This window comes from Pandoraea capi, assembly GCF_902459735.1.
Taxonomy (GTDB): domain Bacteria; phylum Pseudomonadota; class Gammaproteobacteria; order Burkholderiales; family Burkholderiaceae; genus Pandoraea; species Pandoraea capi.
This window is the reverse complement of the sequence record NZ_CABPRV010000012.1, coordinates 98,233-125,024: the sequence shown is the minus strand read 5'-3', so window position 1 is coordinate 125,024 and position 26,792 is coordinate 98,233. Positions and strand designations below refer to the sequence as shown.

The 26,792-nt window shown below is 65.2% G+C and carries 21 protein-coding genes; 18 read left to right on the top strand and 3 right to left on the bottom strand.

Annotation, left to right across the window (positions count from 1 at the left end; genetic code table 11):
• Positions 1-13: 13 nt before the first annotated feature.
• On the bottom strand, positions 14-7,972 hold the full coding sequence (locus PCA20602_RS21620; RefSeq protein WP_174981411.1) for a discoidin domain-containing protein: 7,959 nt from the start codon (positions 7,970-7,972) through the stop codon (positions 14-16).
• A gap of 566 nt (positions 7,973-8,538) precedes the next feature.
• On the opposite strand from PCA20602_RS21620, the gene gspG reads away from it, so the two are divergent.
• The 12 genes from gspG to PCA20602_RS21560 all read left to right on the top strand — a co-directional run bounded on the left by gspG (position 8,539) and on the right by PCA20602_RS21560 (position 19,198).
• Positions 8,539-8,997: a type II secretion system major pseudopilin GspG gene (gene gspG / locus PCA20602_RS21615; protein ID WP_150722947.1), complete on the top strand. Its 459-nt coding sequence runs from the start codon at positions 8,539-8,541 to the stop codon at positions 8,995-8,997.
• A gap of 32 nt (positions 8,998-9,029) precedes the next feature.
• Positions 9,030-10,244 carry a type II secretion system F family protein gene (locus PCA20602_RS21610; RefSeq protein ID WP_150722946.1) on the top strand — a complete coding sequence of 405 codons (1,215 nt, stop codon included), beginning with the start codon at positions 9,030-9,032 and terminating at the stop codon, positions 10,242-10,244.
• Positions 10,241-11,944, top strand: a complete 1,704-nt coding sequence (locus tag PCA20602_RS21605; protein WP_150722945.1) for a GspE/PulE family protein — start codon at positions 10,241-10,243, stop codon at positions 11,942-11,944. The genes PCA20602_RS21610 and PCA20602_RS21605 overlap by 4 nt, the downstream gene beginning before the upstream one ends.
• The gene (locus tag PCA20602_RS21600) at positions 11,937-12,797 is read left to right on the top strand and encodes a hypothetical protein (protein ID WP_150722944.1); all 861 of its coding nucleotides are present in this window, start codon (positions 11,937-11,939) and stop codon (positions 12,795-12,797) included. The genes PCA20602_RS21605 and PCA20602_RS21600 overlap by 8 nt, the downstream gene beginning before the upstream one ends.
• Positions 12,794-13,357, top strand: coding sequence for a PilN domain-containing protein (locus tag PCA20602_RS21595; protein WP_150722943.1), 564 nt, complete (start codon positions 12,794-12,796; stop codon positions 13,355-13,357). The genes PCA20602_RS21600 and PCA20602_RS21595 overlap by 4 nt, the downstream gene beginning before the upstream one ends.
• Positions 13,333-13,929 (top strand): hypothetical protein, encoded by a 597-nt coding sequence (locus PCA20602_RS21590; RefSeq protein WP_150722942.1) that lies wholly within the window; start codon positions 13,333-13,335, stop codon positions 13,927-13,929. The genes PCA20602_RS21595 and PCA20602_RS21590 overlap by 25 nt, the downstream gene beginning before the upstream one ends.
• Entirely contained in the window at positions 13,926-14,600 is a 675-nt protein-coding gene (locus PCA20602_RS21585; RefSeq protein WP_150722941.1) for a hypothetical protein, read from the top strand. The genes PCA20602_RS21590 and PCA20602_RS21585 overlap by 4 nt, the downstream gene beginning before the upstream one ends.
• 65 nt (positions 14,601-14,665) lie before the next feature.
• Entirely contained in the window at positions 14,666-16,762 is a 2,097-nt protein-coding gene (locus PCA20602_RS21580; protein WP_246182278.1) for a secretin N-terminal domain-containing protein, read from the top strand.
• An 11-nt stretch (positions 16,763-16,773) separates the two neighbouring features.
• Positions 16,774-17,301, top strand: coding sequence for a type II secretion system protein (locus tag PCA20602_RS21575; RefSeq protein ID WP_150722940.1), 528 nt, complete (start codon positions 16,774-16,776; stop codon positions 17,299-17,301).
• Positions 17,302-17,337: 36 nt separating this feature from the next.
• Positions 17,338-17,886 carry a type II secretion system protein gene (locus PCA20602_RS26305; protein WP_150722939.1) on the top strand — a complete coding sequence of 183 codons (549 nt, stop codon included), beginning with the start codon at positions 17,338-17,340 and terminating at the stop codon, positions 17,884-17,886.
• The gene (locus PCA20602_RS21565; protein ID WP_150722938.1) at positions 17,873-18,685 is read left to right on the top strand and encodes a type II secretion system protein; all 813 of its coding nucleotides are present in this window, start codon (positions 17,873-17,875) and stop codon (positions 18,683-18,685) included. Before PCA20602_RS26305 ends, PCA20602_RS21565 begins: the two co-directional genes overlap by 14 nt.
• A 111-nt stretch (positions 18,686-18,796) precedes the next feature.
• Positions 18,797-19,198 carry a lytic transglycosylase domain-containing protein gene (locus PCA20602_RS21560; protein ID WP_069341346.1) on the top strand — a complete coding sequence of 134 codons (402 nt, stop codon included), beginning with the start codon at positions 18,797-18,799 and terminating at the stop codon, positions 19,196-19,198.
• A 67-nt stretch (positions 19,199-19,265) separates the two neighbouring features.
• Here the strand turns inward: PCA20602_RS21560 and PCA20602_RS21555 are convergent, their stop codons facing one another.
• Positions 19,266-19,802 (bottom strand): cytochrome b, encoded by a 537-nt coding sequence (locus PCA20602_RS21555; protein ID WP_150722937.1) that lies wholly within the window; start codon positions 19,800-19,802, stop codon positions 19,266-19,268.
• Positions 19,799-20,890, bottom strand: coding sequence for a catalase family peroxidase (locus PCA20602_RS21550; protein ID WP_246182277.1), 1,092 nt, complete (start codon positions 20,888-20,890; stop codon positions 19,799-19,801). The genes PCA20602_RS21555 and PCA20602_RS21550 overlap by 4 nt, the downstream gene beginning before the upstream one ends.
• 226 nt (positions 20,891-21,116) lie before the next feature.
• On the opposite strand from PCA20602_RS21550, the gene PCA20602_RS21545 reads away from it, so the two are divergent.
• From PCA20602_RS21545 to PCA20602_RS21520, 6 genes are all read left to right on the top strand, one after another.
• Complete coding sequence (locus PCA20602_RS21545; RefSeq protein WP_150722936.1) at positions 21,117-21,653, top strand: RNA polymerase sigma factor; 537 nt, start codon at positions 21,117-21,119, stop codon at positions 21,651-21,653.
• Positions 21,650-22,594 (top strand): anti-sigma factor family protein, encoded by a 945-nt coding sequence (locus tag PCA20602_RS21540; RefSeq protein WP_150722935.1) that lies wholly within the window; start codon positions 21,650-21,652, stop codon positions 22,592-22,594. Before PCA20602_RS21545 ends, PCA20602_RS21540 begins: the two co-directional genes overlap by 4 nt.
• A gap of 130 nt (positions 22,595-22,724) precedes the next feature.
• Positions 22,725-23,756: an acetamidase/formamidase family protein gene (locus tag PCA20602_RS21535; protein ID WP_150722934.1), complete on the top strand. Its 1,032-nt coding sequence runs from the start codon at positions 22,725-22,727 to the stop codon at positions 23,754-23,756.
• Positions 23,757-23,784: 28 nt separating this feature from the next.
• On the top strand, positions 23,785-24,042 hold the full coding sequence (locus PCA20602_RS21530; protein WP_150722933.1) for a XapX domain-containing protein: 258 nt from the start codon (positions 23,785-23,787) through the stop codon (positions 24,040-24,042).
• A 10-nt stretch (positions 24,043-24,052) separates the two neighbouring features.
• A complete protein-coding gene (locus PCA20602_RS21525; RefSeq protein WP_039397456.1) occupies positions 24,053-24,244 on the top strand; it encodes a XapX domain-containing protein in 192 nt (63 codons plus the stop codon).
• Positions 24,245-24,331: 87 nt separating this feature from the next.
• The gene (locus PCA20602_RS21520) at positions 24,332-26,719 is read left to right on the top strand and encodes an acetamidase/formamidase family protein (protein ID WP_150722932.1); all 2,388 of its coding nucleotides are present in this window, start codon (positions 24,332-24,334) and stop codon (positions 26,717-26,719) included.
• Positions 26,720-26,792 lie beyond the last annotated feature (73 nt).

Sequence of the window (26,792 nt, the reverse complement as noted above, 5' to 3'; positions counted from 1 at the left end):
CAACCTCAAATCGTCAGAAGCCGATCCCCAGAATCAGGTGCTCCGGCGTGGGCGAAACCAGCGTGGAACTCTGGTCCGACACGTCGTCATACGAGAAACCGTAGGCCTTGCGATCGATGCTGTGGTCATGCCAGAACTTCGCGTAGGCGTTGTAAGGCGCCTTGGCATACCAGGTCGACGACGGTGCGGCCCACTGCGTGTCGTCTTCCATGATGTGGCGGTTCAGTGCGGCCGCCACCTGCGCTTCGATCGCCAGCTCCGTCGCATTGCCGGAGGCCAGCGGACCCTTCGCTTCGAGCATGTCCTGCGTGTTCGGATGGTTCACGTAGTACTTGCCGCCCACGAAGGCGCCGTTGCCCTGATCGACTTCGGTGAACACCAACTGGTCGCCGACCGTCTGGCCGACGAACTTGCGGGCGTTACCCCACATCAACAGCGTCAGCGTGTGCGTACGGTAGTACTCCCACATGCTGTCGATGTACCCGTCGAAGTACTTGCCGTTCGGTTGTCCCGCGTCGAAACCACCCTTGCTCGGTGCGGCGATGCGCAGCGGCGACGGGTTGATCGGCTGGAACTCTGCCGGCACTTCCTTCTGGTACGCCGCGAAGATCGAAGCGCGCGACTCGGTGATACCCGAGCGAACGTGCGTCGTGCGGTTGCTGCCGTACAGGTCTTCCGTCAGCGGGAAGCCGAACTGGTCGACCTGCGTGTTGTTGAACCACATACCGTTGTCGCCGTACGTGAATTCATACCAGTCGAAGAGCACATCGATGTTGGGATCCGTCGGGTTGCGCAGGTCGGGACCTGCAAAGCCGAGATTGCCGGCCTCATCCTTGTTGATCTTGATGTACAGCGGCGAACCCAATGCCACGAACGCACGCGCGCCGAAGATCTTCGGGAACTTCAACTGCTTCGCCTGTGCCAGCGTGAAGAAGTAGTTACTGAAGTTCTGTCCGTTCTTCGTCAGGTGCCCCGGCGCATCGTTATCTTCGACCGCCATCGGCACGATCGTGCCATCGGCCTTCAGATATACGAATCGACCGTTGTTTGCCGGATCATGCGCGATCACCGCCACGTAGATCTGATCGTCCGTGTAAGCGCCCTTCGTGTTGTTGCGAAGTTCGACGCCGACCTGATTCGGATAGATCGGATAGTTCGGGATGGTGCCGTCATCCGGCGGATTGGTGTTGCCCGGATCGCCCGTCACCGGCGGCGGCGTCACCGTCAGCGTTGCCGCCGACGAGGTCACCGTCTGACCGGCCGAGTTCGTCACGTCGACCGTGAACGTCGCGCCGTTGTCGGCGGCCGTCGTGGGCTGCGTGTCGTACGTCGACGCGTTGGCGCCCGGAATCAGGTCACCACCACGACGCCAGCGATACGTCATCCCGTCCGGGTTGGCGAGCGCGACGGCGAAGTGAGCCGTCTGCCCCTGCTGCACCGTGATACTGGCCGGCTGGCCGGAGATAACGGGCAACGGCGGCGGAGGCGGCGGCGGCGGCGTGCTGCCGTCCGTGGGGCCGTACACTTCGAACTCGAACAGCGAATAACCGTACGGCGACGAGCGCTTGACGCCCGCCATGCGCACGTAACGCGCCGACGTGGTTGCGAACGAGACCGTTTCGACACCGCCCTGGCCGTTCGGCTGCGAAGCCACACGCGTCCAGTTCTGGTTGTCGTTCGACACCTGAATCTCGTAAGCCGCACCGTAAGCACGCTCCCAGCGCAGCACCACCTTCGACACCGGCACCGAAGCGCCCAGATCGACAGCGAGCCACGCGTCATCGTTGAAGTCCGACGACCAGCGCGTACCCTGGTTACCGTCCACCGCAAAACGTGCCGGCGTACCGTCGTTCTCGGCGCCGCTCGCAAAGGCGGATTTGCCCTTCGCGAGGTTGCCGTTGCTGCTGTCGTCAGACGGGGTTTCCGTGGCCGGATTGTTCACCGGAACGGTACCGCCTGCCGGGCCATACACTTCGAACTCGAACAGCGAGTAGCCGTAGGGCGTGGCGCGCTGCTTGCCGGCCATGCGCACGAAGCGCGTGGTGACCGGCGTGAACGACACCTGCTCCGTGCCGCCCTGACCGGCGGACTGGCCGCCGACCTTGCGCCACGTGTTGCCGTCGTCCGAGATCTGGATCTCGTACGCCGTCCCGTAAGCCCGCTCCCAACGCAACTGGACTTCCGAAATCTGGGTGGGGGCACCCAGATCCACGGCGATCCATGCGTTGTCGTTGAAGTCCGACGACCAGCGCGAGTCGGCGTTGCCGTCGACCGCGTTGGTCGCAGGCGTACCTTGCGGGTTCTCAGCGCCGCTGGCCGACACGCGCTTGCCGAGTGCCAGGTTCACGGCGGTAGCGCCGTTGTTGCCGTCGCTACCATTTCCACCATTACCGCCATCACCGGTGCCGCCTTGCGGCGGGGCGCCGTCGTTGCCGTTGTTGCCACCCCCGGCCGTAGCCGGGGTCACCGTCAGCTTCGCCGGCGTGCTGGTGATGTTCGAGTTACCGTCATCAGCCACCACACCGTACTGCGCGCCATCGTCGTCCATCGTCGTGGCCGGCGTGTCGTACGACGGGTTGGCCGTCACCGCCACTTGCTGGCCGTTACGGAACCACGTGTACGACAGGTTCGTCGCACCGATCACCGACACCGTGAAGTGCGCCGGCTGGCCCACTTGCACGGATTGCGGCTGCGGCTGCTGATCGAAACTCAGCTGCGGACCATAGACTTCGAACTCGAACAGCGAGAAGCCGTACTGCGTTTGACGCTTGACACCCTGCATGCGGACATAGCGTGCGGAGACCGTCTGGAACGACAGGTTTTCCGTACCGCCGCGCCCCGTGTTCTGGGTGTAGACCGTCTTCCAGTCACCGTCGTTGCCGGTGTCGGATACCTGGATCAGGTACTGCTTGCCGTAAGCGGCTTCCCACTTCAGGCGCACCAGATTGACCGCCTGCGATTTGCCGAGGTCGATCGTGATGTTGGCCTTGTCTGCATCCGGATTGTCCTGGAACAGCGAGGACCAGCGCGTCGCGATGTCGCCATCGTTCACGTTCGTCGCCGCGCCGAAGCCCGGATTTTCCACAGGCGTCGACGTCACCGTCTTGCCCAGTGCGAGGTTCGTATCGTTGGACGGCACGCCATCCACGACATTGAGCGTGGCACCGTCGCTCAGCTTGCTTGCACCGCCGGCGCTGACGAGCACGGTGAACTGCGCACCGTTGTCCTCCAGCTTGACGGCCGGCGTGGTGTAGCTCGCCGACACGGCGCCGTCGATCTGCGCGCCATCGCGATACCACTGGTACGACAGCGTACCGTTGCCGGTAGCACTCACCGTAAACGTTGCCGTCTTGCCGATGGCGGCCGACTGGCTCACCGGCGGCGTGACGATCGTCGGCGGCGGCACCTGCGGGTTGTTGCCGCCCGGATCCTGCTGGGGCGCCGTCACCGTGAGCTTGAACTTCTGGCTCGTGACGCTGCCTGCGGCATTGCTGGCGATGACGTAGTACTGCGAGCCGTCATCTTCCTGCTTGACCGCCGGCGTGTCGTAGATCGGCTCCGACGACGTGTAGACCAGCGTATCCGAGGTCTCACCGGCCTTCGCCACGCGATACCACTTGAACGTGAGCGGGGCCGAACCGTTGATGCCGAGGCCGAAGTGCGCCGACGTACCGCGCGTGGCACTCACGTCACCCGGTTGCACCGACACCGTCGGCGCCGTCACCTGCGCCGTGCCCGAGACGCACAGCACCCAGCCCGGAGCGTTGTCGACCAGACCCTGACGATCTTCACCGGCCGACGTGATCAGGTAAGCCTGACGCTGGTCGGTGGCGAGGAGCGTCGACGTCCACGTCGTCCACTTTTCCGGGAAGGCGCACGCGGCGCTGTTGTTGCCGGCGATCGACAATGCTTCGTCGCGCGTCGGCAGGCGCTTGCCCTGTGCAGCGCAGTAGTCGGCAGCGGAAAGCTGCGTGAACTGGTGGTTCGGATCCGTCGTCGCGTACTGCTTGCGGTTCCAGATCAGCGTGCTGGCCTTGTCCTGCGCTTCGCCCGGGTTGAGCACCGTGTAACGTTCGTTGGTATAGAGACCGCCGTCGTTACAGTTCGGGACGTTGTAGACCTCGATTTCATACAGCGAGTAACCATAGGTGCTCGCGCGCTTCTGACCGACCATGCGGACATAGCGTGCGGTCACCAGCGGGAACGTGAAATCGTCCACGCCACCGCTGAAGCCGGCCGCCGATTCATAGGCCTTCGTGTACTGAACGTTGTCGTTCGACACTTCGATGCGATACGAGCTGGCGTATGCGGCTTCCCAACGCAGGATCATGCGGTTGACCGGCATCGGCGCGCCGAGGTCGACCGTGATCGATGCGGTGTCGCCATCCTTCTGGTCCGAGCTCCAACGCGAGCTGACGTTGCCGTCGGTCACGTTGCTGGCCGGCATGCCTTGCGGATCCTGATAGCTGCTGGCGAACGCGCGCTTGCCCTGCGCCAGGTTCACGCCCGGTGCGGCCTGGCTCAACGTTGCCGGATCGCTCGTCACGCTCTTGCCCGAGGCATTGGACACCGTGACGGTGTACTTGCCCAGATCCTTCGGGGCGACGGCGTCGATCGTGAGGCTCGGCGAATCGCCGCCCACCACGCCCGTCGGGCCGCTCCAGAGGTAATGCAGGGGCTTCGAACCATCGGCCACGACCGTGAAGGTCGCGCTCTGGTTAAGCATCGCCACCGTGTTGGCCGGCGGCGTCGTGATCGTCGGCACGGTCGCCGCGTTGACCTTGAGGGCCACCGGGGTCGACGTCACCTGCGCCAGCGGGTTCTTGACGAACACCTTGAACATCGCGCCGTCGTCGTCCGGACCCAGCACCGGGGTGGTGTAGGTCGGCGACTTGGCGCCATCGATCGCGACGTCGTTACGGAACCACTGGTACTCGATCACCGGCGAGCCGGTCACCGCGACGCTGAACGTCGCCGTCTGGCCGACGAACACCGTCTGCGCGGCCGGCGGCGTGTCGATCGTCACCGCCCGCGCCGGAATCACCGACAGCACGGCATCGTTCGACGTGATGACGCCAACGCCGTTGCGAACACGTACACCGTAGACATGGCCGTTGTCGTCGCCGATAGCGGCCGGGGTGTCGAGGCTGCTGCCCGTCGCCCCCGGAATGTCCTGATGGTCGCGCTGCCACTGGAACTGCATGGGCGCGGCACCCGAGACCGTCACATCGAAGTGAGCGGGCTGACCGACGCTGACCTGCTGGCTGGCCGGCTGCACCACGATTTGCGGTGCCGAGGTGGCAGCCTGGACCGGCACGATGACCGGGGCCTGCACGTCGTACGCGGCCGTACCGCTGCCCAGACCCGGCGACGTTGCGGTGACGTTCACGTGGCCCGTCTGGAACGTGCTGCGAATCGCAATACGCGTCAGACCGCCTTCGGCTGCGAGCTCATGGTCGCCCGGCGCGTGATAGCTCGCGGGCTTGTCCATCGTCACGATGTGATCCCAGCCGCCGCGATAGTTCGCGACTGCCGTGTTGTCGACGGAGAACGTGATGAGGTTCGAAGCGTTCGGCACGACGACGCCCTTGGCATCGACGACCATCGCCGTCACGAACACGGCGTCGGAGCCGTTGGCCGTGACCTGGAACGACTGACCGTTCGGACGAAGCACTTCCGGCACCACCGACAGCACGATGTGGTCGGGCACGCCGGCCGTGTACTGCTCGTCGAGCACGGGGCGGCCGTTGTACGTCACCTGTGCACCGAAGCCGTCCACGCACAGCGCCTGAATATGGCCGCCGTTCGCTTGCACGTCATCCCAGTGCGCCTGCCCCACGAGACCCGTGGTCGTGCCGGCCGAATTGTCGGTCGAGGTCGAGAGGTTGTTCGGCTTCTGATCGGCGCCCTGCACCACGTCGTTGATGACGAGACGCACGGCCGGGCAGTTGCTGAACACGTTCACGCGCACCGGACCGCTACGGTTCCAGGTGTTCGCAAGATGCACCACCGGCTTGATCGAGAACGGCGTCCACGCGGCTTGATACGCGTAGTACAGCAAGCGCGGGAAGCGGTTGCCGTCGGTCATCGATTCGCCCAGCGAGCGGACCATCGGACCGGTCGGATTGAGCTTCGCGTCGTAGGTCTTGCCGCTCCAGTAGAAGCTGTCTTCACCCGGCGTATCCGCCAGATACCAGTGAGCGATACCGAAAGCGTTGACCAGAACACCGCTGCGCCAGTCGTTCAGGAACGACGCCACCTGATCCATTTCGAAGTCGTAGTTCTCGCGGAACTCGCCACGACCCCAGTATTCGGCAGACCAGGCCGGCTTGTTCGGGAACTGGTTCTTCACGCCAACTTCGCAACCCTGACGCGAGCAGCTCAGGATGTCGCCGTTGAGTGCGTTCGGCGTACGGTCCGCCTGTGCGCGCGTGTTGACCGGATCCCACTGACGGCCGATGGCGGCGAGCAGCGGCGCGAACGAGGTGTTCATGATGCCGTTGTTCGCTTCCCAGGCCAGCACGGACGGGTTGTTGCGATCGCGCAGGATCATGTCGCGATGCAGTTCGAGCTTCAGCGCGTACTTGTCGATCTTGTTCTGCGGACAGTCCGCCGTCGGCGACGCCAACTGGTAGCAATCGTTGAAGCCGTTCTCACCGTCGCCGCTCGGTTGCACGACGAAGATCCCCAGCGCGTCGGCCGCGCCCAGGAATTCGGTGCTCGAGGACGAGTGGCCCGGACGGTACAGGTTACCGCCGGCATCGGCCAGCAAGCGCAGATCGCGCCACTGCTGCTCTTCCGGCACGGCAGTACCGAGGCCCGGATAGTCGTAGCGGCCCGAAGCGCCCCACAAGTGGGTCGGGTAGCCGTTGATACTCGGGAAGTTGTTGTCCCAGGTAATCAGGCGGATACCGAGCGGGCTTTCCGTCGCATCGACCACGACACCGCCCACGCTGACCATGTGGAACACACGGTACATGTACGGACGGCCGCGCGGCACGTTGTTCGGATACCAGAGCGTCGGTTTGTCGACGACCAGATTCTGACGAACGAGCGTCGGGTGATAGCCCGGGCCGGCATTCGGCGGCAGGACCACATCGTCCTTTGCCTGCTTGACCACCGTGCCCGACGCGTCGACGATCTGCGTGGTGACCTGTGCGGTCTGCGCAGCGCCCGACTCGTTGAGCACGTTCGTTTCGATCTGGATGTTCGCCGACGCCGCCGTGCCCGAGCCGTCGGTGGCCGGGCTGTCGATGCTCACGGTGGAGACGTGCGTCCCCCACGTCTGCATGACCGGGTAGTCGTTCAACGGAATGTGAACCGGATCGGTGACGTACAGATACACGGGACGGAAAATCCCCGTGTCGCCCTGACCGAAGCGGAACGCGCCCGAGAAGTCCGGATCTTCGAACCAGTCGCCGTTGGCCGCGACGCGCACGGCGATCACGTTGTCGGTCACGCCGTCGGCCGTCACCATGTTGGTGATGTCGATGGCGAACGGCAGGAAGCCGATCACGTGCGTGGCGTCCGGACTGCGAACGCTGCTGCCCTTGACCGGCGTGCCGTTGACGTAGACCTGCGCGCCCATGTGCGCGCCTTCGAATTCAATGATGACCTTGCGGCCAGCATAGGACTTGTCGAGCTTGAGATGCTTGCGATACCAGCCGCGCCCATTGGGCACATCGCCACCGCTCTGCGTGTTCGAGAACATGCTGTTCTCGTTCATCGAGTGCGGAATCCCCACGTTCTTCCAGCCGGAGTCGTCGAATCCGGGCTGTGCGTAGGCAGTGGAGTCATCACCCAGGAACTTCCAGGGTGTGGCGCCGAGGTTGATCTTTACGCGTCCTGACGCCGGTATGGGTATCGGCGCCGCGCCCGCGTTCGTCTGAGGCGTGGCAGTGCCCGCCATCAGGAACATCCACGCGAGCAGCAGCCCGGTGCATGTCCACGCTAATGAGTGTCGTTTTCTCATTTCGTCATTGTGGTTCCGATTGAACCCGTGCAACATTCGCTCCCGCCATCTCGAGACCACCGGAGATGCGTTCGAAAAATGTCGACGGTTAGATTGAACTCCAAACGAGTTGCAGTGGTCTGACCCACTTCGGGCGCAATACTAAGTTGGCTTTGCGCGGCGGATTTTTCACGAGTGTCATTAATAGTTTTCATTTGAACGACCTCGCAAGGCGCTGAATTCTCAAGCACCAAAACCGTGAAATCCTCGCGCCCCCAGCGCCGACAAGGCGACTTTGGATGCAGCGCAACAATCCTCAAATTTGCACTGTAGGACAAACCACCCGCGACTTGGTAAATGCGCGAAGACATTCGGATCCCTGTCTTCTTCGCGCTTCCTCGCACTGAATTTTTTGCAATTCACTGCTGAGGGATTTACATCTTCCCGACCCTTCGCAATTCCACGATGATGCGTGCGGCCGCATTCTGTTCGGCCCGCATTCTGTTCGCCGATTTTTCCGATGTGTCTTCCACGTCGTTTAGTTCGGGCAACGATCCGCCGTCACATTCACTTCGAGCTCACGCGTCATGAAATTCAGCCTGCCTGCCCGCCGTCGCGCCTCCGCCTTCAGTCAACGTCGCGCTCAGCGAGGTTTCACGCTGCTCGAATTGCTCGTGGTCGTGGTCATCATCGGTTTGCTCGCGGCATATGTCGGACCGAAGTACTTTGCGCAATTGCGAAAATCCGAAGTGACGGTGGCCAAAGCGCAAATCGATGCGTTCACCAAGTCGCTCGACGCCTATCGTCTCGACGTGGGCCGCTATCCGACCACGGCCGAGGGGCTGAATGCACTGATGGTCGCGCCGACCTCTGCCGGTCAGGCGTGGAATGGCCCGTATCTGCAAAAGGCGATTCCGCTCGACCCGTGGGGCCATGCCTATCAATACACGTCGCCTGCCACGAAGGGCGAGTACGAAGTGATGTCCTACGGTCGCGACGGCCAGCCGGGCGGCACCGGCGACGACGCCGACATCGTCTCGCAGTAAGCGCACGGCCCACTCGCGACACCCGCCGGCGCATGCATTTCGACGTCCGCACGATAGGCCAGCAAGGCACGATCGAGACCCTTCGTATCGAGGCAGACAGCCCCGAGGACGCGCGCCGTCGCGCGCAGGCCGACGGCCGCTTCGTGAGCGAAGTCCGGACCGTCAGAGTGTCCGGGTTGCCCCTAAGTCGCTTAGGTCGCGGCAAAGGCGTGACCGGTGCGAAGAAGCTCTCGCTGGTGCTCTTCAGCCAGGAGTTGCTCGCGCTCATCAACGCGGGGCTTGGCGTGGTCGAATCGCTTCAGGCGCTGCACGAGAAGGAGAGCAATCCGGGCGTTCGCGAATGTCTGCACCGGCTGCTCGAAAGCCTGTCGTCGGGCAAGCGCTTCTCTGCGGCACTTGCCGAACAACCGCGCATCTTCCCGCCGCTTTACGTCGGCATCGTGCAGGCCGCCGAAGGCACGAGCGATCTGCCACGTTCGCTGGCCCGCTACGTGGACTATCAGCAGCGCGTGGACAGCGTGCGCAACAAGGTCGTGAGCGCCGCCATCTATCCCTGCATTCTCATGTCGGTCGGCGGTGCGGTGAGCTTCTTCCTGATGATGTACGTCGTGCCGCGCTTCGCCGAGGTGTATCAGGGCGCGGGGCGGCAACTGCCGTTCGCCTCGCAACTGATGCTCGACTTCGGGCAGCTTGTGAGCGGGCACACCACGCTGTTCCTCGCAGCGCAAGGCGCCTTCGTGCTGTCGCTCGTGATGCTCTGGCGACGGCTGCAAAGCCGTGGCGGTGTCGTGCTGCTGCTCTCGCGTATTCCGGTGCTGCGTGAGCGCGTGCGCATCTACGAACTGGCGCGCGTGTATCTCACGCTCGGCATGCTGCTCGAAGGCGGCATCACGATCCTGCGCGCGCTGGCGACCGTGCAACCGATGGCGTCCGTCAATCTGCGTGCCGCGCTCGGTGCTGCGTCGGCAAGTGTCGATGCGGGCACGCCGCTGTCCACGGCATTCGAAGCCGCGGGCCTCACCACGCCGATCTCGCTGCGCATGCTGCGCGTGGGCGAACGCACCGGCGAGATGGGGCCGATGCTCACCCAGTCAGCGGCGTTCTACGACGGCGAAATCGACCGCTGGATCGACCGCTTCACGCGCTCGTTCGAACCGGTGCTCATGGCGGCCATCGGCCTTGTCGTCGGCGCCATTGTGATCCTGCTTTACATGCCCATCTTCGATCTGGCGGGAGATCTCTCGTGAGCACGCTCGACCTCAGCCCTCCCGACACGCTCATCGACGCCGCACAGGTCGCCCGCGCCCGCGAGATTCAGCGCGAGACGGGACAGGATCTCGTCGCCGCGCTGCACTCGCTCACGGGCGGCGGCCTGCGTGACGTGGTGCTAGCCCTCGGCACGCAACTGGGCTTGCCGGTGATGGATCTGGCCGACATGCTCGCCGCGAAACCGGCGTTCGACACGGTATCGCTCTCGCAGTCCTTGCAGCGCCATTGCGTGCTGCTCGCGCGTGCGGACGGCGCGCTCGTGGGCGTCGTCAGCGATCCCTTCGATCTGGACTTGCGTGTCTGGCTCGGCGCGCGCGCGTCGACCCCGGCGCCCCTGCCCTTCGCGCTGGCGTTGACCGACGACCTCCGCGCCTACCTCGCCAAACAGGAGGAGACGGCGCGGGCCATCGATCACGTGGTCTCCGCAGACGGCGAGAGCGTGGGGAGCGACCGTACGTCGACTCGCCTGTCGTTCGCCAGCGTTGCCGAAGGCGCAAGTCCGGCGGTCAAACTCGTCAACTCGACGCTATACGACGCCCTCAAGGCGGGCGCGTCGGACATTCACCTCGAGAGCACGGCGACCGGACTGGCCATCAAGTATCGTGTGGACGGCGTACTCGATCACGCAGCGTCGGCACGCGGCACGGACCTCGCCGAGCAGGCGATTTCGCGTCTGAAGGTGCTGGCGGAACTCGACATTGCCGAGCGACGCATTCCGCAGGACGGCAGCTTCCGCGTGGAGGCGGCCGGGCGCGACATCGATTTGCGCGTCTCGATCATGCCGAGCATTCACGGCGAGGACGCCGTGATCCGGATTCTCGACAAGCGCGCCATGATCGAGGCGTACGGCGCCCTCACGCTCGAAGCGCTCGGCTTCGATCCGGCGTCGCTCGTCAGCCTGCGGGCGCTCGCGCGCGAAGCGTACGGCATGCTGCTCGTGACCGGCCCGACCGGCTCGGGCAAGACGACCACGCTCTACGCCGCGCTCACCGAGATTCACGACGGCCGCGAGAAAATCATCACCATCGAAGACCCGGTCGAGTACCAACTGCCGGGCATCCTGCAAATCCCCGTGAACGAGAAGAAGGGCCTGACCTTCGCCAAAGGGTTGCGCTCGATCCTGCGTCACGACCCCGACAAGATCATGGTCGGCGAAATCCGTGACCGCGAGACGGCGGAAATCGCCGTGCAATCGGCCTTGACGGGTCACCTGGTGCTCACCACCGTGCACGCGAACAATGTGTTCGACGTGTTCGGCCGCTTCAATCACATGGGGATCGACCCCTACGCCTTTGTCTCCGCGCTCAACGGCATCTGGGCCCAGCGGCTCATGCGCGTGAACTGCCCGCATTGCCGGGAAGACGCCCCGACGCCCGACGACGCCGAGCTGGCCAGCGTCGGCCTGACGCGCGCCGACGTCGCCGACTTCCGCTTCATGCGCGCTCGCGGCTGTTCGCAGTGCCGTGGCTCGGGCTACAAGGGACGCCGCTCGATTGCCGAGATCCTGATGCTCAACGACGAGCTTCGCGAACTGGTCGTGGACAAGCGCCCGATCCGCCAGATCAAGGCCGCCGCGCACGCGAACGGCACACGCAGCCTGCGCCACGCCGCACTGATGCTGGTGCGCGCGGGCGACAGCACGCTGGAAGAAGTGCGACGGGTGACGACGAATGCTTGAATGGCGAGCGCAATCCCTGCATCTGGGCGTGTCGCGCGATGCGGCAAGTCTGGTACTGCGCGAACAAAAGTCGCAGAAGTTGCAGACGTGGCGGGTGCTCGGCTCGTCGTCGCTCGCGGCATTCTCCGGCGAGGCGTATGTGCCTGCGCTACGCGACGCCGTGCACGATCTGCTCAGCCAGCATGCCGCGCGTCGCGCCACGCTCGACATCGTGTTCGACGACCGCCTCGCACGCCTGTGGATGACCACGCCGCCCGCCGGTGCGACACGCCCATCCGACATCGAGGGCGCCGCCATGTTGCGCTTTGCCAATCTGTTCGGCGAGACACCCGAGCACTGGCAGATCGCCGGGGACTGGCAAGTCACGCATCCGTTCTGCACGGCAGCTTTGCCTCGTACACTCGTCGATACGCTGATCGTGACGGCGCAGGCGTGCCGCGTCCCCGTCACGAGCATCGCGCCGCAATTCGTGCGTGCGTGGAACCGCTGGCAGCGGCAATGTCGCACACCCGGCTGGTTTGCCGTCATGCATGACGATCTGATGCGCATCGGCATCACCAACGGTCGCGACGCGCACCATCGACTGCATGCGATTCACGAGGTAACCATGCCATCGGATCGCGACATCTACTGGCTCGCCCAGACGCTGGCGCGCACCGCCATGCTCATGGGGGTCATACCGGCCACGACACTGCATCTGTGCGGCACCGTGCCGAACGACGCGCGTGTCACGCTCGCGGCACTGCATGTGAACGCGCTGGCGTTGGCGGCGGTGCATGAAACCAGCGAAACCGGCGACGGACACGACTGGCAAGCCGCCGACATCCTCGCGACGGGCGGAGCGCTGATATGAGCGGCATGTCACGCATCGCCATCGACTTCGCACCGCGCGGCTGGCAGCGCACGCTACGACAACTGTCACCGCGCTGGTGCGTGGTGCTGGCGCTCGCCATCGTGATCGCCACGGTGGCGGCCGTGCTCGGCTACCGCGTCTATGTGCGCGGTCAGGCGCGGCAAGCGGCCGCACAGCGCGTTGCACAACGTGAGGCTGCGCACGCTCGCGCCAATCCACCGGTCGCCCCCATCGTGGTGCCGGTGGCGCAGGCGAACGCCATCAACGCCATCGCCCGCACGCTCAATCTGCCGTGGCGCGAACTGCGCGATGCACTCGACGCCTCGGCCATGGCGAACGTCGCCCTGCTCTCGCTCGCCCCCGACGTCAACCGGCATTCGGTGCGCATCACGGCAGAGACGACGTCCCCGGACGACATGATCATTTACCTGCGTGTGCTGCGCGAACAGCCCTTCTTCTCCGACGTGCAATTGACGCATCACGAAATCAACGAACAGGACATCAACCGTCCGATTCGCTTTGTCCTGGAGGCCGTATGGACGGTATCGGCCGCTCACTGAACCTGCGTCTGCCTGCGCGACCGACTGCGCCGTTGCTGCGCGCGCGCATCGCGTTCGCCCGTCTGGGTGTCGCGCGAGCGGCAGTGCTCGCATGCTTGCTGTGTTCGCTGACGGCGCTCGCGGCGTTCGGTCTGGCATTGACGCGAGACGACACGTCGTCGGTCGTGACCGCAGTCTCCGGCAAGCGCCGCCCGTCCGGTCCATCTCAGGGATCGGCCCCCGTGGATGCCGGACTGCTGGCGTTCTTCGAGACATTGGGCAACCGTCGGCAGAACGATCTGCACATCAAGCTGTTCTTCGATCTGGCGAAGCAGAATGGCCTCACGCTCAAGCAGGGCGAGTATCAGTACGGCTACGACAACGCCGCGCACGTCGCCACGTGTCAGGTCGTCCTGCCGCTCAAGGGCAACTACGACGCCATCTGGCATTTCGTGCTCGAAGTGCTGAAGACGCTGCCCTTCGCGGCCTTGCAGGACATCAACTTCAAGCGCGACGCCATTGGCGACGCCGCCGTGAGCGCGCAGGTGCGCTTCACGCTCTATCTCCGGGACGGCCCGGTGCGTACCCCATGACGCGGCGTAGATGGCTGCTGTGGGGCTCGCTCGCCGCCAGCATTGCGGCTGCGCTCGCAGATCCTTCATTTTTGCCGTTCCTCGATACGTCGTCGAACGCGCCGGTTGTCTCGCCTGCGCTGCCGGTCACGCACGCGCGGGTGCGTCCGACTCCCCCGGCCAGTCAAGCGATGGCCGCAAGCGCTGCGGTGGCATCCGCCACGGCGAACACACGCACCGACGCAGACGACCTCGCCGCCTATCGACGCGAGCTGCTCACGCAGGTGCGCGCGTTCGTCTCGGGCAGCGGCCCGAGCGTCGGGGCGTCGTCCATCGTCGCCCCAATGCCGCGCGAGCATCTCGTCGACACCGACGGAGCACCTGCATCATCGGCGCGCCTGTTCGCCAGTCAGAACTGGGGGCCACCGCCGCCCGCGCCGTCATCCGCGCCCGCGCCCCTCGCACCGCTGCCGCCCACTGCGCCGCCGATGCCGTTCACGTATCTCGGCAAGGCGCAGGCCGCCGGGGCTTGGGAGGTCTATCTGGCGCGCGGCGAGAGGACCTTCATCGTGCATGAGAACTCGGTCGTCGACGACGTGTACCGCGTCGAGTCGATCAAGCCGCCTCGCCTGTCGCTCATCTACATCCCCATGAACCAGCAGCAAGAGTTGGATATCGGAGGCGTGCAGTGAAGTTGCCCGTCGCTTCATTCTTTTCGTCGTCGCATTCATCGCCATCGTCACTTTCGGCCCGGACCGTGACCCTGCGCGCGACGGCTGCGCTCGCCCTCCTCGCACTTTCCGGTTGCGCAGCCCAAATGGCGCTGCGCGACGGTCGCGACCTCATCGCTCATGACCAGCCCGAGGCCGGTCTCAAGAAATTGCAGGAAGCAAGCCAGCGCGATCCGGCCAACGGCGAGTACCGCCTGATCTACATCAACGCGCGCGACAAGACCTTGCTCGACTTCATCACCAACGGCGAGAAGGAGATGACGGCGAACAAGCTGCAAGCCGCTCGGCCGTGGTTCAAGCGCGCGCTCGATCTCGATCCGAACAACGAGAAGGCGAAAGCCGATCTGCGCACGCTCGACGCCCTGCTGCGTCACCAGAGCATGATCAAGCAGGCGTCGATTTCCATGGACGAGCGACGTTTCGACGCCGCGCGCAAGACGCTCGAACAGATCCTGCGCGAGCGGCCCGACAACGACGCGGCCCGGGCCATGCTCGCCGAAGTGGAGTCACGCGCGGCGCAACCGGTACTCAGCGCGGAACTGTCCGACGCCTACCGTCAGCCGTTGTCGATCGAATTTCGCGACGCGCCCCTGCGTCAGGTGTTTCAGGTCATCGCCCAGCGCTCGGGGCTGAACTTCGTGTTCGACAAGGACCTGAAGGCGGACACCAAGGTCTCGATTGCCCTGCGCAACAGCACCGTGGAGCAGGCGCTGTACTTCCTGCTCGTGACCAACCAGCTCGAACAGCAGGTGATGGACAACAACACGTTGCTCATCTACCCGAATCTGCCCGCGAAGGTACGCGAGTACAAGGAAATGGTCGTGCGCACGTTCTTCCTGAACAATGCCGACGCCAAGCTCGTCGCCGCTTCGCTCAAGACGCTCACCAAATCGACCGACATCGTCGTCGACGAGAAGCTCAATGCGGTGATCGTGCGCGACTCCCCCGAGGCGATCAAGGTCGCCGAGCAGGTCGTCGCGCTTCAGGACCGCGCCGAGCCGGAAGTCGTGCTCGACGTGGAAGTGATGGAAATCACGCGCAGCCGCTTGCAGAACCTCGGCATCCAGTGGCCGGACAAGGTGGTGCTCACGCCACTGTCGTCAGCAGGCAGCGGCGCGGCGCTCACGCTGGCCGATCTGCTCTCGCCCACGCGCAATAGCGTCGGCGTCGGCTCGCCATCCGCGACCGTCAACCTCAATGCCACCGACGGCGACACCAACATCCTCGCCAACCCGCGCATTCGCGTGCGCAACAAGGAGAAGGCGAAGATCCTGATCGGCGACAAGGTGCCGGTCATCTCCACGACCGTGGGGGCCGGGGTCGGCGCCTTCGCGTCGGAATCGGTGAGCTATATCGACGTGGGCCTCACGCTCAATGTCGAGCCGACCATCTACATGAACGATCAGGTCGGCATCCGTATCTCGATGGAAGTCAGCAGCCTGGGCGCGAAGACGACGACGAACTCCGGCAGCACCGTGTTCCAGATCGGCACGCGTCAGGCCTCGACCGTTCTCCAGTTGAAGGACGGCGAGAATCAGGTGCTCGCCGGGTTGCTCAACAATCAGGAGCAGACCTCGGGCAACAAGATTCCGGGCCTTGGCGACTTCCCGATTCTCGGACGCCTGTTCGGCAACACCACGAACAACGATCAGAAGACCGAGATCGTACTGTCGATCACCCCGCACATCGTGCGCAACGTAGTGCGCCCCGCCGAGCGCGCCACCGAGTTCCTGTCCGGCACGCAAGGCAACTTCCGTCGTCGTCCCGCACCGGCACTGCCGGACGCTACGCCGCGCCCGCAAGCGGCGACTGTTGTACCGGGTGTCGTCATGACCACATCAGGGGCCGGCGGTGCCGCTGTGGCGGCCAACGGGCTGTCGCTGTACGAGGCGTCGCACGGCGCACCGGCTGTGGCTGCGCCGACGCAACCGGCACCGGTGACGCCGCTGCCGCCGCCCGCTGCCGCCGCTCCCCCTGCCGGCGGTGCGGTGCCGCCCCCGCCCGGCAATCCCGTGCCGCCGCCGGCACCGACACCCACGACCGTGCTCGGTCCGACCAGCGACCCCGTGCCGCTTTCGTCGCAACAACCGGTGCCCGTGGGCGGTGCCCCCGCGCCGCGCTGATGCTGATACCGATGCCGACGCCTCGCCTGCCGCGCTGTGCTCGCCCTGCCACACAACGCTCGTGTGGCGGGCGCCAACGCGGCTTCACGATGATCGAACTGCTGGTCACGCTCGCCATCATGGCCATGCTCGCCGCGCTCGCCGTGCCGGTATCGCAACTGGCTGTGCAGCGTCGCCAGGAACAGGAGCTTGCGCGCGATCTGCGCGAAATCCGCCACGCCATCGATGCCTACAAGCGCGCGTGGGATACCGGGCACATGGAGAAGAAGGCCACGGAGACGGGCTACCCGCCCTCGCTCGAAATTCTCGTGCAGGGCGTGCCTGACATGCGCGATCCGAAGCGCAAACGGCAGTACTTCCTGCGACGCATTCCCCGCGATCCGTTCAACAACGACGACTCGCTCACGGACTCGCAGACATGGGGCAAGCGCAGCTACGCGAGCCCGCCCGACACGCCGGCCGAGGGCGAGGACATTTACGACGTCTACACGCTGTCGCAGGGCGTGAGCCTGAACGGCGTGCCCTATCGGCTCTGGTAACGACACCGGGAAAGACACTGCTGCGTGGACTTCGACATGAACCGCATACCGAAAACCCGTTCGTCCCGATCCCATCGTGCATCGCGTGGCGCTCGTGGCGCGCGCCGCTGCGGCGGCTTCACGTTGATCGAGCTGCTGGTGGTGCTGGGCATCATCGCCACGCTCGCGACGTTGATGATCCCGAACTACGTGCCCGCCATCAGCAAGGCGAAGAACACCGTGCTGGCCGAGAATCTGCGCACGCTGCGCAAGGTCATCGACCAGTATTTCGACGACACCGGCCACTATCCCGCGAATCTGAACGAGCTGGTCGAGCGCAAGTATCTGCGCGCCGTGCCCGTCGACCCGGTGACGGGCAGCGACACCACCTGGATTACCATGACGCTGGCCGAGAACGCCGCGCAGGACCCCAGTGCGCAGATTCTTGCCACGACGCGCGCCGCGCAGGAATCGGCACGCTTCGGCGCCTCCACCCCGACGCCACCGCCCGGTGCGATTCCCGCGGTCGAGGACAAGGGCGTGTGCTGCGTGAAGAGCGGTGCGACGGGCGCCGACCCGGCGGGCAAGGCGTATGCGGACTATTGAACGACGCGCACGCGCCGGCCGACGCGCCCGTCACGCCCAGCGTGGCTTCACCTACGTGGGGCTGCTGATTCTGGTCGCCGTGCTGGGACTGGTCGCGGCGCTCACCATCCGCGTGGGTGCGCTATGGCAACGGGCCGCGCGCGAAGCGCAGTTGCTGGAGATCGGGGCCCAGTTCAGCGACGCCTTGCGGGCCTATGCGGACGCCACACCCGCCGGTCAGTTGCCGCAGCCGCCGAATCTGGCTGCGCTGCTGCTCGATCCGCGTTTTCCGACGCCGCATCGCTATTTGCGCAAGATCTTCGCAGACCCGATCACCGGCAGTACGGACTGGGGCATAACGTACGTGACGACGAACAAAGGCGTGCTGGAGGTGTACAGCCGCTCGTCGGCAACGCCCCTGAAGGCAGGCCACTTCGACGAGCAATTCGGCACATTCGGGGGAAAGACGCACTACTACGACTGGCGCTTCTCGGCGGCGACAGCGACGCCGGTCGTGCTGCCGTCTACCCCGACGCCGGGGTCCGGCCCCGGGACACCGGTGGACGATTCGATGAACAATCCGGTCGGCAATGCGTTCGGAGGTCCGCAAAGCCCCTCGAACGTATCCAACTCGCCGAATGCCAACGTCGGCAACACCGCCCTCGGGGGCAATGGCTTCGGCAGCAGTTTCAACAGTCCGCAGAGCAGTTCGTTCGGCAGTACGCCAGGGAATACGTCAGGCAATGCGTCGGCAGGATCGCCGCCGTCCGCCTCACCGTTCTCGTCATCGCCAGCCCCGCAATCCAAGACCGACTTCTGACGCCCCATGCGCCCGAGCCTTCCTCTCGATCCGCCTGACCACCGATTCGTCCCGCGTCGTTACCGCTCACGCACGCTCGCATTCGCGGGCCTCGCCATCGTGGCGCTAACCATGAGTCGGCCGTCGCACGCCGACTGTTTCGACGACGCCGCGACCTATCACCACGTGAACGCCGATGTGCTGCGCGCCATCGCGTGGGAAGAATCGAACAACCGGCCCGACGCCCGCCGCACGAACACGAACGGGTCGGTCGACTACGGCCTTATGCAGATCAACTCGGTGCATCTGGAAGCGCTGGCGCGCTTCGGCATTGGTACCGACGACCTCATGGTGCCGTGCAAGAGCGTCTACATCGCCGCGTGGCACCTGCAACGTCAGATGGCGAAGTACGGCAACACGTGGGCCGCCATCGGCGCCTATCACTCGGCCACACCGGCCCTTCGCGACGCTTACGCCACACGCATCGCCGCCAAACTGAACGCGATCCGGGACGCGCGGGAGAATCGGCGCTAAGTTCCTGAATCCCCGGGTCATCCGCCCCCTCAGCACACCGAAGGGGCTGCTCCTCAAAGCGTTTCGTTCACCGGCCCCGCGCCATGCTGGAGAACACGCCGTCACGCCGGATCAGGCCGTGCATGAGCGCGGCGGCCAGATGCCCGATCACCAGCGCGAACAGCGCAAAGGCGAGCCACGTGTGCAATGCACGCAGCAGCGCGAACAAACGCGCGTCGGTCGACACCAGCGGCGGCAGATGATAGGCGCCGAACAGCGTCACCGGATACCCACCGGCCGACACCATCGCCCAACCGATCAGCGGCATGATCAGCATCAACGCATAGAGCAGTATGTGCGACGCCTTCGCTGCCGTCTGCTGCAACGACGGCACGCTGTCGGGCAGTGGCGGACTGCCGCGCGTCACCCGCACGATGATGCGAACCAGTACCAGCGCGAGAATCAGGATACCCAGTGGCCGATGCAACGCGATCAGCAACGTGTGCGCCTGAGACAGCGTGCTGACCATGATCACGCCGATAAACAGCATGGCAAGCATGGCCACTGCCATGCTCCAGTGCAACCAGCGCTGGAGTGGACTGAAATGACGATGGGCACGAGTCATTGGGCACCTCCCTGAGCAGACGTCTTGACCGACGGCGCGCCACTCAGCGCCTCTTCGCGGGTGCGACGCTTGTACGACAGCGCATACGCCGCCGAGCGTGCCGCGAGCAGCGGATCGCCGGACGGCTCGATGCCCGAAGGCAGGATCGTCGGATCGAAGTTGATGTCGCGGCAGGCGCCGTCATCTTGCGACGTCGCCTGCGAGAGCACCAGCGTACCGGCATCGACCTGCTGCCGCGTGGCTGGCCACTGACGCGTGGCGTCGTCAATCGGATCGCCGGGCTGCGCCACCGTCAGCATCAGATGCCACCGCACCGGTCCTTGCTTCAGGCGCGAGAACAGCTCCCCGGCGAGGTAGTTCGCTTCCCCCTTCTCCTTGTCCGACACGGTGTCGAACGGCAATTCGGGCTGCATCGACCAGCGAACCGCCTTGCGCTGTCCATCGGCGTCGACGAAATAGAACGCATTGATGCCGTAGTACGCCGCATTGGCGTAGCTCGACGACGGCGGATGCCCCTTCACCCAATCGCGGAACGCCTGCGTGTCGGGGTGCGCTGCGAAAAACGCCTGCAACTTCGCGGGATCGGGCTTGCCCGTGGCCGGGTCGGGGCGCGACGCCGCAAGCTGGGCGTAAAACTCCTCTGGCGTGCGCACGGCGAACAGCGGCGTGGTGTTCATGCCGGTACGCCATTGCTGGCCGTCGGCCTGCGTAAACATGAGCGCCATGCTGCGAATCGGCACGCTGTTGTCGGATGCTGTCGGGTTCGGGCCGGGAATCGCAAAGCGTCCGGTCACCGGCGTGCGGCCCGGCGCGAAGACGGCGGCCTTCGAAAGCGCGACGGCGTTGCCATTGCTCTCGAAATAGCCGTCCACGCAAAGGCCCTTCGCGTGATTGCGGCGAAAGCCCTCGTGGACACCGGCATTGGTCTCGAAGGTGTCGATGACGGTGTTCGCACTGAGGCGCTGCGGGGTCAGCCAGCCGGCGGCATAGGCGAAGCCACCGGCGAGCAGGCCGACGACGGCGACGATGGCCGCCGCCCGGCAAGGCACGCAGATGGCTCGGGGGTCAGACGGAGAAGGTTCGGTCACGAAGGAGGCTCCTTGGGATGACGTCGGGGGGATCGTGCGACTTTCGGGAATCTCAAAAGGGCGTTGCCATCAAGGTAGAACACCCCACGCACCGGCTTATTCCCCGACGCCCGAAATTTTTCCGTCGCATGGAATAAGCTGTCGGGAAAAGGTGTTGACCCGAATATGACCCCGATCCTCATTCGGATGACCCCGAACCACCCGGCCCCAGGCCTCAATTAACAGCATGGACATCCGCGACCAGCTGTACGACCACGTTCCGCGCCTGCGGCGGTATGCGCGCGCGCTCACGGGCAACCCCGAGTTGGCCGACGACCTCGTGCAGGACACGCTGGAGCGCGCGCTGAGCCGTCACACCATGTTCGAAGTGGGCACCGACGCCCGCGCATGGCTCTTTACCATCATGCACAACCTGTTTCTCAATCAGCAGCGGCGCGCGCCCGCGCAGGCAGCACACGTGTCGCTGGACGAAACCGACATCGCCGAGCGCGAAGTCGCCGTGCCGGTCGACCCCGCACGCCGTCTCGAAATCCGGGACCTGGACGAAGCCTTGCGGCACCTGCCGGCCGAGCAGCGCGCCATCGTGCTGCTCGTCGGACTGGAAGACATGAGCTATGCGGATGTCGCCTCGTCGCTGCAAGTGCCCATCGGTACCGTCATGTCGCGCCTCTCGCGCGGCAGGCAGCGGCTGCGCGATCTGATGTCAGGCATCGCGCCGTCCGGCGGGATCGGTCAACCTGCGAAGCTGAAGGTGGTGCGATGAACGACCGGACCCATACGATCGACGATAGTGAACTGCACGCGTACGTCGACGGAGAACTCCCGCCGCAACGCCGTGCAGAGCTGGACCGCGCACTCGCCGAGGACCCCGCGCTGGCGGCGGCCGTGAGCGAGATCGTCGCGCTCAAGCGCGCACTGCACGCCCGTTACGACGACGTGCTCGATGAGCCGATTCCCGCCCGTCTGCAACGGCCGCAGCCGCGTCCGGCGCAGATGCCCGGTGCGCCTGATGCGCCTGAACTGGCGGAACCACAGCGAGCCCGGCGCACGAGCGCCGCTAACCAGCGGCGTTGGCCGCATTGGTCACGTTTCGCAGGACTGGCCGCTGCGCTGGTCGTCGGTATCGGCATCGGCGTGCAAGGCAACCGCATGTGGTCGGCACCGTCGCCCGCCGCGCCGTCGCTGGCGATGACCGGCGGCACCGGTGGCATCGGTGGCGCAGCGAACGCCGTCACGGTCGCGGACAGCGCCGTGCGCTTTGCCCGGCGCGCGGCCATCGCCCACGTCGTCTACATGCCCGAGATCCAGCGTCCGTCGGGCGTGGACGGACAGACCGAAGCCCGTTTCTCGCAGTGGATCGCCAGCCGTCTCGAGACCACCGCGCATGCGCCCGACCTCAGCGCGCGCGGCTTCCAGTTGAGCGGCGGGCGCGCACTGCCCGACAGCGACGAGCGCGTCATCCAGTACATGTATCGCAACGACGCAGGCGAGCGCATCACCGTGTGCATCTCGCCGGCCGGCGTGGAGGGTCAGCCGGCGGCATTCCGCTTCTATGAGGATGGGCCGGTCAAGGTCTTCTACTGGGTCGACAAGACGTTCGGTTATGCCATTTCGGGCGGCATCGACCGGCAAACGTTGCTGGGCCTGTCGCAAGACATCTACACCCAGCTGGAGGCACGCGGGCGGGCGGCGCAGCACGGGTAAACGTTAGTTCCTCCCAGCAATAGAGAAGGTGTCAAACGCTCCTAATGGTGCGTTTTTGTCGGGCACTACCATGACTTCACCGTGAACAGTGTTTGCGGGCAATCCGACAAAAATTCTCAGGAGACATGGCATGCTTCACGACCTTCCCGCACGGCCCGACACGGTGCATTGGGGCTACTTCGACGCGACACAGAAACCGGCGCTGACGATCAAGAGCGGCGATTTCATTCGCGCCGAAGCCGTCACGCATCACGCGGGCGACGCCCCCGATCTGATGATGGACGACGCCGTGCGCGCCATCTACGACAAGATTCCCCACGAAGATCGCAATCCGGGCGTGCACATCATGACCGGCCCGATCTATGTGGAAGGCGCGAAGCCGGGCGACATGCTCGAAGTGCGCTATCTCCAGATGATTCCCCGCTTCCGCTTCGGCGCGAACGTCGCCGCACATTGGGGGCAACTCTACGACGACTTCCAGAAGGAACGCGTCACCATCTACGAACTGGATAACCGTTCGAACACCGCTCACGCGCTGTACGCCTACGACTACCCGGGCAAGCTCACGACACCGGGCAAGGTCGTCGACCATCGTGAGTGCTGCAAGCAACCGGCACTGGCCGGCGTGCGTGTGCCCGTGCGACCGCACCTCGGCACGGCAGGCGTCGCCCCCGACGCGCAGGGCCGTGTGACGACCGTCGAGCCGGGATTGCACGGCGGCAACATCGATAACTGGCGCATCGGCGCCGGCGCGACCATGTACTACAAGGTACAGGTCGACGGCGGGCTCTTCTCCATCGGCGACCCGCACATCTCGCAGGGCGACGGCGAAATCAGCGGCACCGCCATCGAAGCCTCGCTCAACGTGCTGTTCCAGGTCGTGCTGCGCAAGGATTTCGAGTTCCCCTCGCCGCTGCTGGAAACCCCCGACTGCTGGATCGTGCACGGCTTCCATCAGGATCTGGACGAAGCGGGCAAGAACGCCGCACGCGACATGATCACGCTGCTCACCGACCAGCAGGGACTGTCACGCGACGACGCCTACTCGCTCATGAGCGTGGCGGCCGACTTCGGCGTGACGCAGGTCGTCGACGGCACGCAAGGGGTGCACTGCACCATGCCGCGCGGCATGTTCCCGCCCAAGACGCCCAAGTCGGATTAAGTCCTGACGGCACGCGGAGGATCCACCCATGCAATACGTCTACGTCGGGCGCAACGAGCTTGTCGCCCTGATCGTCGGATTGGTGACGGGCACGCTGTACTCGTGGCTCGATCTGCCGATTCCCGCACCGAATGTGCTCGGCGGCATCTTCGCCATCATCTTCACGTATCTGGGCTATCTGATCGTGAACGTGTGGCGCCGCTCGGTCACGTTCGGACGTCCGCCCGCTGACAGCCTGTCGGGCGCCGGGGCATCGTCTTCGTCCCCTTCTGCCCGTCAGTCCTGAGGAGCGCATCATGGTCGAAATCACACTCGGGGCGACCGAGTTGCAGGCGGCGGCGGTCGGGCTCGTCACCGGTGTGCTGTACACCGGCGTGCGGGCGCCGATTCCCGCGCCGAACGTGCTCGGCGGCATCTTCGCCATCGTCGGCACGTTCGTCGGCTTTGCTTTCGTGGCGGCAATGCGCGGCCAGTTACACTTCGGCTAGCGCAGTTGCACGTCTGACGTGTGGCCCCGGCACGGTCGACGACGGCCGTGCCGGGCCGCCGTCGTCATTTCCGAAGGAGGCCGGATTTTGGATCGCGCGCACTTCTCAACCGAGTCCTACGCCCAGGATCAGCGCGGGCCTGCGTGGCAAGCGCGCCTGCTCGACGCCCGCCTGCATTTTCGCGCCCCCTCCGACGCCCAGCCGCTGCACGGCACGCTGCTCACGCATCGCACCCCCGGCGGCATCGAACTGTCGGTGATCGCGTCCACGCCGCAAACGGTGTCGGCGCGCGCAGGCGGCGAGCGTGGCTTCCTGCTCGTCATGCTGCTCGACGGTCAGGCGGAGCTGACCGGCGCGGGCGTGCCCGAGGGCGAGACGCTCATGGCCGGCGACATGGCCTGCATCCCCGGCACGCACAGCGCCGATCTCGTCGCCCGAACGCCGTTCCGGCTGATTTCGGTGCATGTGCGTCATGCACTCATCGCCCCGCGTCTTGGCGCAGCGCCGCCAACGCACGCGTGCAAACTTCCCGAGCGCGTGTCGGGTCTGTTCGGCGGCTTGCTGAGCGGGCTGGCCCGGCAACTGGACACGATGCACGACGCCGATCCGCATGCGCTCGAACCCGCTGAGCGCGTGATCCTCGAATGCCTCGCGTGCGCACTGACGGCCGTCAGACCGCAGGCCTCGCCTCTGTCGACGTCGCGCACCATCGTGTTCACGCGCATCTGTCACCGGATTCAGGCGCGACTGGCCGAACCCGATCTGTCGTTGAGCACGATTGCCAAAGACGAGCATGTGTCGGATCGTTACTTGCGAAAACTCTTCGAAGACGCGGGACAAAGCTTCTCGTCCTATCTGCGCAACAGCCGTTTGCAGCGCTGCCACGCGGATTTGCAGAATCCGGCGTATGAGCAATTGACGGTGGCGGACATCTGTTATCGCTGGGGGTTTAACGATCCGTCGTACTTCAGCCAGGCATTTCGCGAGCGCTTTGGCGTGTCGCCCAAAGCCAGCCGCGATCAGGCGTTGCGCGAGCGCGTGCTGCCGGAGCGCGCCCGTATCTCGCGCGGCCATCCGGATGTGCCCGCCGGACTCTCCCCCCATGCGCCTCATGCCGCCCACGCGGCGCACGTCCGTCTGCCCTCGCACGACGCAAAGCCCGGCGGTGACGCGCTGCGCCGCGCGCTCCCCCACGACGCGGGCCGCCATCACTACCTGCGCGCAACGTGCGACTCAGTGCACTGGGGCTATCTGAGTCATGACCTTGCGCCCGTGCTGACGGTGGCGTCCGGGGACACGGTCACCATCGAGACCCTGACGCAACACGCGACCGACGACTGGGCGCGCATGATCGAGGGCGACCCCGGCGCCGAGAGCGTGTTTCACTGGACCGCCACGCAGAAGAACGTCGACCGGCGCGGCGCGGGACCGATGGATGCGTCGGTCTACGGACGCGGTGCGGGCGAAGGTTTCGGCGTGCACATCTGCACCGGCCCCATCGCGGTGGAAGACGCCATGCCCGGCGACGTGCTCGAAGTCCGGATTCTGGACCTGCAACCCCGCCCGAGCGCCAACCCCGAGTTCGCGGGCAAGGCCTTCGGCAGCCATGCCTCGACATGGTGGGGCTTCCACTACCAGGACATGCTCACGCTGCCGCGCGAGCGCGAAGTCGTGACGGTGTTCGAGATCGATTGCCACGACGGCACCGGCAACGAATCGATGGACGAAGGCAGCGACGTCGCACGCGCCATCTACAGCTTCCGTTGGACACCGCAGCAAGACCCGTTCGGCGTGGTGCATCCGACCATCGACTATCCGGGCGTGCCGGTCGATCACACCCGCATCACCAAGAATTACCGCACGCTCCGGAATGTCGAAATCCCGCTGCGGCCACACTTCGGGGTGCTGGCGGTGGCGCCCGCACAGGACGGCCTGATCGACTCGATTCCGCCGTCGAGCTACGCGGGCAATCTCGACAACTGGCGCGTGACGCGCGGCGCAAGCGTGTTCCTCAAGGTCGCGGTGCCGGGTGCCCTGCTGTCCGTCGGCGACCCGCACGCGTCGCAGGGCGACGCCGAACTCGGCGGCACCGCCATCGAGTGTTCGCTCACCGGCAACATCCAGCTGATCCTGCACAAGAAGGCGGCGATCAAGGCGAGCGCACCGTATGCCGACCTGACCTATCCGCTGGTCGAGACCCCGACCGAGTGGATCATCCATGGCTTCAGTTCGCCGAATCATCTCGCCGAGCTGGGACAGAAGGCGCAGAGCCAGATCTACATGAAATCGACGCTCGACAGCGCCCTGCGCGACGCCTTCCTCAAAGCGCGCCGCTTTCTCATGCAAGTCAAACGGCTCACCGAGGACGAAGCCACTGCGATACTCTCGGTGTCCGTCGACTTCGGGGTGACGCAGGTCGTCAATGGCAACTGGGGCGTGCACGCCATCATCCGCAAGGGAATGTTTAACGATTGATCGGCCGCCGCAGCCGTCCGCCAGCGAAGACCCGTCGCGCGAAAATCGCAAAATCGGCAAAGTGCCGGTCGTT